This is a genomic window from Reinekea blandensis MED297 (assembly GCF_000153185.1).
GTDB classification, from domain to species: domain Bacteria; phylum Pseudomonadota; class Gammaproteobacteria; order Pseudomonadales; family Natronospirillaceae; genus Reinekea; species Reinekea blandensis.
Genome location: NZ_CH724151.1, coordinates 40,113 through 53,091 on the forward strand (window position 1 = coordinate 40,113; position 12,979 = coordinate 53,091).

Here is a 12,979-nt window from a genome sequence, read left to right on the forward strand (position 1 = left end):
AGCAAGGCGAAGGCTAGCCGCACTATGAGCCGCCTGAACGCCAAAGTTAAAGCGCTGAAAGCTTAATTCAACGCTTAACTGCTGACACAAAAAAGCCGGCTTCTGCCGGCTTTTTTGTGTCTGTTGATCAGAACCGTCCGTCCTGAAAGTCGCGAATCGCCTGCTCTACTTCCTCATGTGTGTTCATCACAAACGGGCCATACTGAGCCACCGGCTCCTGAATCGGATCGCCCGCCACTACGAGCATTTGCGCATCGTCCGACTCCGCTCTTAGTGTCAGCTGATCACCGTTACCGAGAATGGCCAACTGCCCTTCTTCCAAACGCTGTTTTCCGATACTGGCCGACCCCTGATACAGGTATACAAAGCCCTGTTTGCAGCCGGAGATGGCAATGACTTGCTCAGAGCCCGTTTTTTGCAAGCGCACATCGAGATACAAAGGGTCTGTGACGACATCGACCACCGGTCCGACAACGCCCTGAAACTCCCCCACCAGCACACGGACTTCGCCACTGTCAGTTTCAATGACCGGTACCGACTCCGGCTCCACATCCTGATATCGAGGCGCCGTCATCTTCTCGCTTGATGGCAGGTTCACCCAAAGCTGAAAACCCCAGACCGGCCCATCGTCCTGGTCCGGCATTTCCTCATGGACAATTCCGCGCCCCGCGGTCATCCACTGGATAGAACCGGGTCGCAAGTAGCCCGTGTTCCCCTGATTGTCCCGGTGTCGGAATGCACCTTTTAACAAATAGGTGACTGTTTCGAAGCCGCGATGCGGATGCATGGGAAAGCCTGCCATGTAATCGGCTCGATCCTCTGACTTGAACTCATCCAGCATCAAAAACGGGTCTATGGCGCGAACATGCGCGTTACCGATCACCCGCGTTAACTTGACCCCGGCACCATCGGACGCCGGCACCCCTTTGGCAACTTGTCGGACTGTTCGTTCTCGCATTACCAGATACCTCCTCCGCTCAGTCTCGTTTTAACCGTCCTTACACCTTAAGGTCTTGAAACCGACCGAAAAAGAGGAAACTATTGCCCGAAACCTTCAAAAAGATTGAACACATGGCTCACAACCCCATCACTCTGGACCTGCTGCGTGCATTGGATGCCATCGATAAGCGCGGAAGCTTCGCGGCGGCGGCACAGGCACTGCACAAAGTGCCTTCAGCGTTGACCTATACCATTCAGAAAGTTGAGCAGGACCTGAACCTTGAGTTGTTCGATCGCAGCGGTCATCGGGCAAAGCTAACCCCTCCGGGTAAGCTGCTGCTGGACCAGGGCCGGCTGATTTTGCGTGACATCGACGGACTCGCTCAAAGTGCGCAAAAGGTAGCCAGCGGTTGGGAACCTGAACTGACCCTCTGTGTCGATCATTTGTTTGACGTTGCCTGTCTCTTCCCCCTGGTCAGGGAGTTCAATCGGCAATACCCGTTTGTTCGCATCAACCTGCGCCAGGGCTCACTCTCAGGGAGCTGGGAGCAACTGTTAAACGGCTCAGCCGACCTGTTGCTGGCACCGGCTAACACCAATCCGAAGATCGATGGTTACGATAAGAAAAACCTGGGTGAGTTCCACATGACCTTCGCCGTTGCGAAAGACCACCCGCTGGCGCAGACCGCCAGTGAGGTCACTGAAGATATGATTGACGACTACCCGGTCATCGTCGTCCCGGACTCAACACAAATGATGACCCCACAGACGGTCGGCTGGACACGTCGTACCCAAACCATCTCCGTGGACAACATGAGTGAAAAAATTGCGGCGCAAAAGGCCGGACTCGGGGTCGGCTACCTCCCGGAACATCGCATTCGCAAAGAACTCGAATCCAGCGACCTGATCCGTCTGCGACTGGACGATAACCACGGCATCGCTTTGGCGGCTTGGCGCAATGGCGAGCCCGGCCCGGCTCTGCAATGGTTTATTGACCGCATCGACTCAGACGTATTAGGGATCTGATCGCCCAGCGCGACTGACGCTCAGTTAACCCCGGCATTGGCCGACGTCAGATAATCCTGCACGATAAACGCCACCGTTTGGTGCGTCAGAAAGCCGACCTCTTTGAAATCTTTAGAGCGTTGATAGCGGACCAGAATATCGTGCGCTAACAGGGGGTCATCATTGGGAATTTCCAGCTCGGGCATAAAGCCGATTTCCTTGAATGCCTCCTGCAGCATCAGAGCAACATCCCGTTTATCTTCGGGCTGCCAACGGAAGTTGATCGAAGACCCCCACTCGCTGATCTTGCTGTTCAGGTCGGCCACGCGCACGAGAAACTGACGTTCTAACCGACTCAACCGCAAAACCGCTTCACGCCGGGTATCCAGTTCGGCTTCAAGCCACTTGATCTGCTGTTGCTTCTGCTCGAGCGTACGCTCCAGAGAACTGACCTGTTGGGTGGCTTCATCCAGTGCTTGCGTCAACTCGACAGAAGCTGGCGCCTCCTGATTTTGAGATTGCCACTCGGTCAGCTGCTGCCGAATGGCATCGGGTGAGGCATCGGCAAACCACTCCTGGATGACAGCGATCTGAGCCGATTCCTGAGGGGTCAGGCCCGATTCCGCAAAGAAATCGGTACTGCTGAACAGGATCAGTACCGCGGCGGTCAGCTCCAGTAAAAACGCAGAAAACAGCGCATTGAGGTACTTTCGCTCGATATCGAGCCGTTTAATGATGCCCAACAGCGTGACCACACCCGTTGCAAAAAACAGCAGTAAAACGACAGAGAACAGGGCGAGTTTCATTTCAATGGGCACTCATCTTCTGGAAATTAGCGCTAACCGGACCCGTAGACTATGCCATTGTCGGCTAAGGGTCTACCAGCGGTTCAGGTCAGTCGCTCAATTGGTCTGACCAATCCAAAAACACAGGTATGGCCGATCATAGGCGGCTTTCAAAGGGGTTCAACCCATTTTTGAGCGTTCATCTTTACAGAATACTTGTACTAATGCACTTCACTGATGACACTGGATCGCATCTAACAATAACAATCATTGAGAGTAAATCATGACCATCTGTACCATCGAAGACCTGCAGAAACTGGCCCGACGCCGCGTACCCAAAATGTTCTACGACTACGCCGATTCCGGCTCCTGGACCGAGTCCACCTATCGCGCCAATGAGTCTGACTTTCAATCCATCAAACTACGACAGCGCGTCGCGGTGGACATGACGAACCGTTCCACCGCCATGCCCATGGTCGGTCAGCCGACTTCCATGCCTGTCGCACTGGCCCCCACCGGGCTGACCGGTATGCAATGCGCCGATGGCGAAATAAAAGCCGCACGAGCCGCTGAAAAAGCCGGTGTGCCGTTTACTCTCTCGACCATGAGTATCTGCTCAATTGAGGATGTGGCGGAACACACCCAGGCTCCGTTCTGGTTTCAGCTCTATGTCATGAAAGACAAAGAGTTCGCCCAGAACCTGATTGACCGGGCACGTAACGCCGGTTGCTCAGCGCTGGTTCTGACGCTGGATTTGCAGATCCTGGGGCAGCGACACAAAGATATTCGCAATGGCTTATCGACTAACCCGCTCAAATCCCTGAAAGGCTGGTCCCACATTCTGACCCGACCTCGCTGGTGCCTGGGCATGGCCGGAACCAAACGCCATTCTTTCCGCAACATCGTCGGTCACGCCAAAGGGGTGACGGATGTTGATTCTCTGTTTTCGTGGACAGCAGAACAGTTTGATCCGCAACTGAGCTGGGACGATGTCCAATGGATCAAAGAGCGCTGGGGCGGGAAACTCATTCTGAAAGGCATTCTCGATGTCGAAGACGCCAAGTTAGCCGTGGCCAGCGGTGCCGATGCCATCATCGTCTCCAACCATGGCGGTCGCCAACTCGACGGCGCCCCGTCCTCGATTTCTCAACTGAAAGCCATTGTCGATGCGGTCGGTGATCAAATCGAGGTGCACATGGACGGCGGCATTCGCAGCGGCCAGGACGTATTGAAAGCTATTGCTCTCGGCGCCAAAGGCACCTACATCGGACGACCGTTTCTCTATGGGCTGGGAGCTCAGGGCGAGACAGGCGTCAGCAAAGCCCTGGAGATCATCCATAAAGAACTGGATCTGACCATGGCCTTTTGCGGTGAACGCGAACTTACCCGCATTAACCGCAATCATCTGCTGCCGGGCACATTTTAAATCGCCGTGTAGGGCGCATTTATGACGCAATGAGGGTCAGACCCCGGGCGTCACAAACACCCGGGCGCCACTCTGGTGCCCGATCATACGTCCGATCGGTGCCAGAGCATGACCGGTCTGTTGCTCAAAGTCCGCCTGATACAGAGGATCGACCGCCACCAGCAAGCCACCGCTGGTCTGCGGATCACACACAATGGCGGCAAGCTCTTCTGAGGCCAACTCCAGTAAATCGGCACAGCTCTCCCGGTTGCGGGTGGTGCCTCCGGGTAGACACCCGAGCTCGATGTAAGTATCCAAACCAGCCAGCAATGGCAGCGTCTGAGCGTCAATGATCGCGGCCGTCCCGGAGCCCTGACACATTTCCAGCAGGTGACCCGCTAAGCCAAACCCGGTCACATCGGTCATTGCTCGTACATAGGGTAGGGTCCCAAAGGCCTCGCCCTGCCGGTTCAGGCGGGTCATCGAATCGACGGCCAGATGCGCATGTTCTGGACGCAACTCATCCTTTTTCTGAGCCGTGGTCAGAATGCCAACGCCCAACGGCTTAGTCAGATACAACAGATCACCGGCCTGGGCGGTATCGTTGCGCTTCAAATGTTCCAATGAAACCCGGCCGGTCACGGCTAAACCGAAAATCGGCTCCGGACTGTCGATACTGTGACCACCGGCCAGCGGAATGCCGGCTTCCCAGCAAATTGATCGACCGCCATCCATCACCTGTCCGGCCACTTCGGTGCTGAGTTTGTCCAAAGGCCAGCCGAGAATGGCAATGGCCATCAACGGTGAACCGCCCATGGCATACACATCACTGATCGCATTGGCGGCGGCAATCCGACCGAAATCTTTCGGGTCATCGGCAATGGGCATGAAGAAGTCCGTTGTACTGATGATGGCAGTCCCGTCGCCCAGATCCTGTACGGCCGCATCGTCTCGTGTGGCATTGCCCACCAGCAAACGCTGGTCATTCGGAAAGGTCAGATCGCTGCGCAGAATATCGGACAAAGCATCCGGAGACAGCTTGCAACCACAGCCGGCACCATGACTGTATTGGGTGAGTCGGATGGTCATCGATGACTCCTGTTAGGGGCAGAAATTTCCGCTCAGTCTAAGCGCTCACACGCTATGTTTATTGCGCCCACTCAACGATTCGGTCAGAAAAGAAGTCCAGAAACACCCGGACTTTGGGTTGTTCCAGGGAAACCTGATGGTAATAAGCAAAGGCATCCAAGCCATCCACCCAGTAATCTTCGAGAATAGGCGTCATGGTCGGGTAGTTACGTCGGTAAGTCTCGGTAAACAGGCTTTCCGCCATGTTGGTGATACCGAGCCCCTGTTCCGCCAACTCCATCGCCCCTGTAACCGTTGTGACCCGATACGGCACCTGTCGTCCATCGAACCCCTCTGTCACAGCATCGGCACCGGTGTTGATCACCAGAAAATCGATCGGTTGGTTATTGTTATTACCGATCATCCAGTGATGATCGAGATCGGCCGGCGTTTGCGGCACGCCAAACTCGTCCAGATACCGGCTCGAGGCATAAATGCCAAAACGGGTCTGCAACAGCCGTTTTTGCTTCAGACCGGGATGCACATGCCCCAGGTACTTGCCGAAGGCCCAAAAGATATCCGCCTGATCGATATCGATTTCCTGGAAATGCGGTACCAGAATCAGCTGTACGGTCAGCTTTGGATACCGGCGCATAAACTCGCCCATCCAGGGCGTCAGCGTCAGGTTCACCAACTCACTTTCCAGGCAGAGCACTTTCAACGTGCCCGAGGGCTCACCGTGCCGCCCTTCAACCCAGCTAAACAGCTGTTGTCGCTCACGCAGCAACCCGGCACTTCGATCCAGTAGCTGAAGGCCGGCTTCCGTTAACGAGGCACCGCGACGGCTACGCTGAATGAGCGCGTCTCCCAGCGCCTGTTCCAATGCTGATATCTGCTTACTGATGGCCATGGCGGTGACCCCGCGTTGACGCGCGACCGCGGTAAAGCTACCCAGCTCCCGGACTTCGGCCAAACATTCTATCCATTCGATTTTCATAAACTTTTAGTTTAAAAAACCTAACTTATACAAACCTACAATTTAAATAAGGTAACGCCTAACCTGTGCGATAACAACCATCACCGAAAAGGAGTTCCGATGTCCCTCATTTCAAGACTGAGCATTCACTACAGCGTTCAAGGCCTGAGCCAGGGCTTATTACTCAGTGTCATTACGCTGTTCATGGTTGAGAAGGGCATGGCGTTGTGGCAGGTCGGTGTCGCCTTCGGTACCTTCAGCCTCAGTGCAGCCCTGTTGGAACTGCCGCTCGGCGCCACGGCTGATCTGCACGGTCGCATCCGGGTGTTTCGCCTATCGCAACTGGTCAGCATCGTCGGATTAATCATCGCAGCACTGGCCACCAGCTTTGTCTGGGTGCTGCTGGCCATGCTGTGTTTGGGCTTAACCCGCGCCCTGGAGTCCGGTTCGGTCAGTGCCTGGGAAGTTGAGCAGATTCGGCGGCAGGGTCAAGGCGATCGCCTGGCTGAGCTGCTCGGTCGGTTCCAGGCGATCAATGCGTTGAGTATTGCCGTCGGCGCGCTGGCCGGAGGCTACCTGCCGACGCTTTTCACCGAACTCCTATCACCGTTAGCGCCCACCAGCGCCAACCTGTTTGTAGCTGCCGCCATCACTAGCATCCACGTACTGTTACTGCCCTGGTTGTTTCGCGAAGGCGATCCGGTTGTTCAACCTGAACAGCCGCCAACCGTGATGGGTCAGATTCAGACCGCCGTGCAACTCGCACGGGGCAGTCAGGCTCTGCGCTCTGTACTCATGGTTGGTTTTGCATTCGGCCTGATCCTATCAAACATGGAAGCCTACTGGCAGCCCCGGTTAAACGCATTGTTGGACGGTCAGGGCTACGCGCTTTTCGGCTGGATCGCCACCGGATATTTCATCAGTGCCGCCATCGGGCCTGCGCTCTTTTCAGCCCTGTCATCACGGTTATCCATCTCAGCGAGTACGACCATGACCTTACTTCTGGTGATCGTTGCGCCTCTACTGTGGACTCTCGCCATCAGTGACACCGTACCGATGTTTGCTCTGTTTTACTGCCTGTTCATTGCGGTCCTGGTGTGCATCAACATACCGGCCCAGGTCATCACCAATGAGCACACACAGGATGAGGTTCGCTCGACCATGCAGTCAGTGGTCAGTCTGATCATGCAGCTCGGAGGTGCGGTATCCGCATTTGGCTTTTCCTGGCTGATCGAGCATTTGGGTATCGCCGTGGTCTGGCAAAGCCTGGCGGTCGGGCTGATGATCTTGGCCGTGTTCCGTTGCGTCAATGCTTGGCGATGTCGGCCACGCACAACGCTCAACGATGCCTCGCTGGCACCGAGTCAGTCGCCTGAGGCCTGATGCGCACCCGTGCCTTGTCGGAACTGAGTAGGTGTCTGCTCCACCCGCTCTTTAAACGCACGGTTGAAGGAACTCAGCGTTCGATAGCCGAGATCGAGTGCAACGTTCATGATCGGCGTATCCGGTTGCTCCCGCAGCCGGGTTTTCGCTTCGTTGATCCGCCAGTCATTAATGTAGGCATTAAAGTTACGAAAACCCAAATGCTCATTAATCAACGATCGCAGAACGTATTCCGGCAAACCCAGCTCGCCCGCTAATTCGGCAATGGTGGGTTTTTCGCGTCGGTAATACCCCGCACTCATGAGCTGCTGCAAAGCCTGTAACTGCTGCTGGATACGCTGGGTTTTGTCGTCAGCGACCGTCGTCAGTTCCGGTGTCGGGTTTGGCGGCAGGCTGCCGAATAACAGGCCCCGGGGGACCTGAAGAATCTGCGAACCGATACCAATGAGACACAACATGACCAGTGCTCGTTGAAACAGCTCACTCCCAAAGCCAAAGTTCACCGAAATCACATTCAACAGGATGGTGACTCCGGTCAAGGACACGACAACCGCCCGAAGCCGCCGGCGCGACGACACCAAATCACTCCTCCAATGCTCAACGATGCTCCACAGACCGGCACCGATCAGCAGGTACTCGCCCCAGGAAGGAACCTGTTTGAACAGAAACAGTCCCAGCTGAGAGGCCGTCATGAACAACAATAAAGCGGGCCCGGCCACGGTCCAGAGGGCAACGATGAGCAAAGGCCTAGGCAGCGTTGGGTTATCACCAAACGCATGGTGGCAAAACAACCAGAACAGGGCCGGAATCGAGGACATGAACAGGTTACTGAACGGAGCGGCAACCGCGGGAAGCCAGGGATCGAGCACGAACACGGTGGTGGACAGCAGCAGCAACAGAAAAATTTGTCCGACCCTCAGCCGGACAAAGTCTTTCGCCACAGCCAAGACCAGCATGACGATGCAGCCCAGCGTGATCCCAGACAGCATCATCAACATCGCAGACGGGCTGGTCATCTTAGCGTCGGGTCAGTTCCGACAACAGCGTGACCAATGTTTGCCAGAAGGGCTCAACCGTATCGATCTGCAACCGTTCGGATGGGCTGTGCGCTCCGCGAATGGTCGGACCCATACTGACCACATCCATATCGGCTTTTTTACTGAGCAAAATGCCACACTCCAAGCCGGCATGAATGGCTTTCAACTCTGCGGTGTAACCGGTCTGCTTCTCCATCACCTCCTTGGTTAAGGCGACCAGAGCGCTGTCAAAGTTTGGGTTCCATCCGGGGTAATCGAGAATGTTTTTCCAAGCCAGGTGAAAGGTTTCGAAGACCTGTTCAATGGTTTGCTTCAGCCCCAGGGATTGCTTGGCGTTGAAGAATCGCAGGCTCGTCTGAACCGTCAACACGCCATGATCAATGGTCACCTTCGCCAGGTTACAGCTCAGATCAACCAGGTCTGCTGGCTGATTCAGGTTATAGCTCTGCGCGCCATGCGGCAGGATCGCAATCAGACTCAGGAACATCGACTGATCCGCTTCGCTGAGCACCATCGCCTCGTCAAGCGGCGCCGGCTCAAAAACCCAATGCAGGTCTTTGTCCACTTCTGGCAAATAGCTATTCCAGCGGGCTTTGGCCTGCGACAGGCGATCTTCCCAAAGGCCGATTTGAGTGTCATCGATCATAATCACCGCACTGGCTTCACGGGCGATGACGTTATGCGCCACGCCGCCGCGGAAACTGACCATTTGCCACGTGAGATCCGACGCTTCGGTAAGCAGTTCCACCAATAACTTATTGGCATTACCGAGCTGCTCATGGATTTGAACGCCAGAGTGCCCACCGGAAAGCCCCTTCAAGTGCAACAGGTAAGGTTTCAGCCCCGGTGTCGGCAGTTTAGGCATCAGTTCGCGGCTGGCTTCATAACCGTAGCCACCGGCGCAGCCGATGTAGATTTCACCCCAGTCTTCAGTATCCAGGTTCAGCAACCGCGTGGCACTGAGCAGACTGGCATCAAGACCGCTGGCACCGTACAAACCGGTTTCTTCTTCCGTGGTGAACAGCAACTCCAAAGGCGGATGAATGACCGATGGATCGGTCATCACCGCCAGTGCAGCGGCCACACCGATACCATTATCGGCACCCAGTGTGGTCCCGGTGGCTTTCAGCCAGCCATCGTTTACGGTCAGTTGTAAGGGATCGGTTTTAAAATCATGCTCGGTTTCGGCCGTTTTGACGGTCACCATGTCCATATGATTCTGAATCGCAACCACCGGAGCCGCTTCAAAACCTTCCGATGCTGGCACATACACCACCAGGTTGCCTGCATTATCAACCTGTGTCTTCAACTGACGCTCGTCAGCCAGACCGATAATGTAGTCACGCATCGCCGCTTCTTGCCCGGAAGGGCGAGGGATACGGGTGATTTCATAAAAATGTGACCAGATGTGCTCAGGTTGAGTCGGATAGAGAGAGGGCTTCATGAGTTTACTGCTAAATCTGTGAATCGGCCGTCAAGCTTACTGCGCACAATCTGTTCAGGGCAACCTCTGAGCGTCAAATTGCTGCCGCCGAAACAGCCCCTGACTGTAAATCCGGACCTGGACCACGGCCAACCTGCCAATCCGTTCGCAGTTTCAAGATTTTCGGTGCTATGCTACCGCTGTTCTGTGCCGGACACTGGTCGTATCCGGGAGAGAACGCGTATTGTCTCAACAGGCTGTTGTCACGCAGGTATATGAATAAAGCGCAACCCCCAGTCGAAACCGACTACAAAAACAAGTTTAATCGCCGACTGTGGCTGGAAGAACGCCGCAGCGACCTGCGTCATTACTTCGATGCCCGCAACATGGTGCACGGCCGCCTGCCAACCGAACCCTACTGGTGTGTCATTCCCCGGACTTCCCTATGGCAAATACCCAGCCTGGGAACCCCTGGGTTTGATGGCTGGTTTGGTATCGCCGGTGATCACCCAACCGACATCGCGCCATTAAACTATTTCTCAGGTGGCGACCCACGCGCCATTCTCGACCATTTCGTTGCAAAATGGCTACGGGCCGCAAGCTATCTTAAAGCCGGCGACGATTACGGAGACTTCCGCATTGCCCATATTGAGCAGCGTCCGGCGATCGGCTCGTTAATTGAAGATCGCGCCAACCGGTTGAAACGCTGGGTTGACTCGGAACATTTGTGGACCCATGTAGCCGTCAACCCAACGCTACCGATCGATGAACCCGAATCGCCTGCCGAACCTGAGTAAAAAACAAACAGACAACCCCGAACCAAATCTGTATACTCCGCGCCGCCGGGGTGACCCAGCCTGCAATTGTGAGCTCAACCAGAGCATATGAATCTTCAAAATCGCGTTTTGTCGCGACCTGGGGCGCAGTCTGACCCACCTTCGCAACGGTGATGACACCGTTAATGTCCTGAGCGATGACGATGCCGCTCAGTGAGACCAAGCACCCGTGCCTGTGAGCCCGGGCACACTACTTTTTATTTTGAGAAAATTGAATGTCTGAATCCCTGACTTTTGCAGATCTGGGCCTTGCGCCTGTGCTTCTGAAAACCCTTGATTCCCTCGGCTATGAGACGCCGACGCCTATCCAGAGCCAAGCCATTGTGCAACTGCTGGACGGCAACGATGTGTTAGGTCTTGCGCAGACCGGCACCGGCAAAACCGCGGCTTTTTCACTGCCCCTGTTAAGCCGAATCGACACGACAAAAAACAAACCGCAGGCCCTGGTCTTGTGCCCAACGCGCGAACTGGCCATTCAGGTGGCCGAGGCGTTCCAGACTTACGCCCGTGGCGTCGACAACTTCCATGTACTGCCAATCTACGGTGGTGCTGACATGCGCAACCAGCTGCGCGCGCTGAAACAAAACCCACAGGTCATCGTCGGCACACCAGGCCGGGTGATGGACCATTTACGACGCGGCACGCTCGACTTGTCCGACTTAAAACACCTGGTGCTCGATGAAGCCGATGAAATGCTGCGAATGGGCTTCATTGAAGACATCGATTGGATTCTGGAACATACGCCCAAAGACAAACAGACGGCGCTGTTCTCGGCCACCATGCCGCATCAGATCAAACGCATTACCGATCAGTACCAGAAAGACCCGGTTAAAATTGAAATCAAAGCCAGTCACAGTGAACTGCAGCAGATCGAACAACTGGTCTGGCGTGCGCGCGGACTGGACAAACTCGACGGTCTGACCCGAATTCTGGAAATAGAAGACTGGAACGCCATCATCATCTTTGTCCGTACCCGCGTTGAATGTCAGTTCCTGTCAGAAAAGCTGGCCGCCCGCGGTTATGCGGCAACCGCGCTCAGTGGTGAAGTCGCCCAGAAACAGCGGGAAGACATTCTCAGCGCCATGAAAAAAGGCAAACTGGACATCATTATTGCCACCGATGTTGCTGCGCGCGGCATCGACATTGAGCGCATTACTCACGTCATCAACTGGGATATTCCCGGTGATGTCTCGACCTATACCCATCGTATCGGGCGTACCGGCCGGGCTGGCCGCAGTGGCAAGGCGATCCTGTTCTGCAAACCACGCGAACAACGCATCATCCGGGACATTGAACGCGCCACCAAGTCCGAACTGATCGATTACCCAATGCCGTCTGCTGAAAAATTGGGTGAGCACCGGGCCGCCGCGTTCAAGAGCACCGTCGTCGAACACATCGAAGCGGACAAGCTGGATTACTTCAAAGCCATGATCACCAGTTGGGTTGATGAAGGTGAACACTCACTGCTCGACATTGCCGCGTCGATGGCATTGATGGCTCAGGAAGATAAACCATTGCAGCTGCCGAAAGACCCTGAGCCACGACCGCGTCGTGACCGGGAAGACCGACCCACCCGAGGTGAAAGCCGAAACCGTCGCCGAGACCTCGACTACGCCGCCATTACGTACCGGTTAGATGTGGGCCGCCGTGACCGCGCTGAACCGGGCAGCATTGTTGGCGCCATCGCCAATGAGGGTGGTATCGAAGGCAAGTTTATTAATAACATCGATATCAAAGAAAATTTCACTCTGGTCGATTTACCAGACGGTATGCCGACTGAAATTTTTGAACAGCTGAAAAAGACCCGCGTGAAAGGTCGTCCTCTGAACCTGCGCGTTTGGAAAGACGAAGCTCCGAAAGATGGTAAAGATCGCGGCAATCGCCGACCGTCACGACGCGACGGTGGCGATCGCAAGCCACGTCGCGGTGGTGATCGCCCACGACGACAATCCTGATCTTCTTAACGGCCCGCCAGGGCCGTTTTAGGTTGATGATATAACCACCACAGAACTCGAGACGAAAAAAAGGTAGCTCTCAAATGGACGTCGAAAACAAGGATGTTTTCGTCGAGCGTATCACGACGATACTTGCAGCGATCCATTTGAGAGCTACCTTTTTGTCG

General features: G+C 55.2%; 11 protein-coding genes. 5 read left to right on the forward strand and 6 right to left on the reverse strand.

Translation table 11 applies throughout. From position 1 onward, the window contains the following. Positions 1-127: 127 nt before the first annotated feature. Positions 128-958: a pirin family protein gene (locus MED297_RS08720; RefSeq protein WP_008044133.1), complete on the reverse strand. Its 831-nt coding sequence runs from the start codon at positions 956-958 to the stop codon at positions 128-130. A 113-nt stretch (positions 959-1,071) separates the two neighbouring features. Between MED297_RS08720 and MED297_RS08725 the strand changes: the two genes are divergently transcribed. Next, positions 1,072-1,965, forward strand: a complete 894-nt coding sequence (locus tag MED297_RS08725) for a LysR substrate-binding domain-containing protein (RefSeq protein ID WP_040557064.1) — start codon at positions 1,072-1,074, stop codon at positions 1,963-1,965. A 20-nt stretch (positions 1,966-1,985) separates the two neighbouring features. On the opposite strand, the gene MED297_RS08730 is transcribed toward MED297_RS08725, so the two are convergent. Next, positions 1,986-2,750 carry a hypothetical protein gene (locus MED297_RS08730; protein ID WP_008044135.1) on the reverse strand — a complete coding sequence of 255 codons (765 nt, stop codon included), beginning with the start codon at positions 2,748-2,750 and terminating at the stop codon, positions 1,986-1,988. Between the two features lie 262 nt (positions 2,751-3,012). Between MED297_RS08730 and MED297_RS08735 the strand changes: the two genes are divergently transcribed. Then, complete coding sequence (locus MED297_RS08735) at positions 3,013-4,155, forward strand: alpha-hydroxy acid oxidase (RefSeq protein ID WP_008044136.1); 1,143 nt, start codon at positions 3,013-3,015, stop codon at positions 4,153-4,155. 36 nt (positions 4,156-4,191) lie between these two features. Here MED297_RS08735 and selD read toward each other — a convergent pair whose 3' ends face one another. Continuing rightward, complete coding sequence (selD, locus tag MED297_RS08740; protein WP_008044137.1) at positions 4,192-5,223, reverse strand: selenide, water dikinase SelD; 1,032 nt, start codon at positions 5,221-5,223, stop codon at positions 4,192-4,194. Between the two features lie 58 nt (positions 5,224-5,281). Continuing rightward, a complete protein-coding gene (locus tag MED297_RS08745) occupies positions 5,282-6,199 on the reverse strand; it encodes a LysR family transcriptional regulator (protein ID WP_008044142.1) in 918 nt (305 codons plus the stop codon). Positions 6,200-6,298: 99 nt separating this feature from the next. On the opposite strand from MED297_RS08745, the gene MED297_RS08750 reads away from it, so the two are divergent. Beyond that, positions 6,299-7,561 (forward strand): MFS transporter, encoded by a 1,263-nt coding sequence (locus MED297_RS08750; protein WP_008044143.1) that lies wholly within the window; start codon positions 6,299-6,301, stop codon positions 7,559-7,561. Here the strand turns inward: MED297_RS08750 and MED297_RS21210 are convergent. Together MED297_RS21210 and pepD are read right to left on the reverse strand one after the other, a co-directional pair. Continuing rightward, positions 7,543-8,577, reverse strand: coding sequence for a helix-turn-helix transcriptional regulator (locus MED297_RS21210; protein ID WP_008044145.1), 1,035 nt, complete (start codon positions 8,575-8,577; stop codon positions 7,543-7,545). The two genes, MED297_RS08750 and MED297_RS21210, sit on opposite strands and share 19 nt — an antisense overlap. 1 nt (position 8,578) lies before the next feature. Beyond that, positions 8,579-10,042 (reverse strand): beta-Ala-His dipeptidase, encoded by a 1,464-nt coding sequence (pepD, locus tag MED297_RS08760; RefSeq protein WP_008044147.1) that lies wholly within the window; start codon positions 10,040-10,042, stop codon positions 8,579-8,581. Positions 10,043-10,296: 254 nt separating this feature from the next. On the opposite strand from pepD, the gene MED297_RS08765 reads away from it, so the two are divergent. Both MED297_RS08765 and MED297_RS08775 read left to right on the forward strand, forming a co-directional pair. Continuing rightward, positions 10,297-10,818, forward strand: coding sequence for a DUF4826 family protein (locus MED297_RS08765; RefSeq protein ID WP_008044148.1), 522 nt, complete (start codon positions 10,297-10,299; stop codon positions 10,816-10,818). 254 nt (positions 10,819-11,072) lie between these two features. Further along, positions 11,073-12,812 carry a DEAD/DEAH box helicase gene (locus tag MED297_RS08775; RefSeq protein ID WP_008044149.1) on the forward strand — a complete coding sequence of 580 codons (1,740 nt, stop codon included), beginning with the start codon at positions 11,073-11,075 and terminating at the stop codon, positions 12,810-12,812. Positions 12,813-12,979 lie beyond the last annotated feature (167 nt).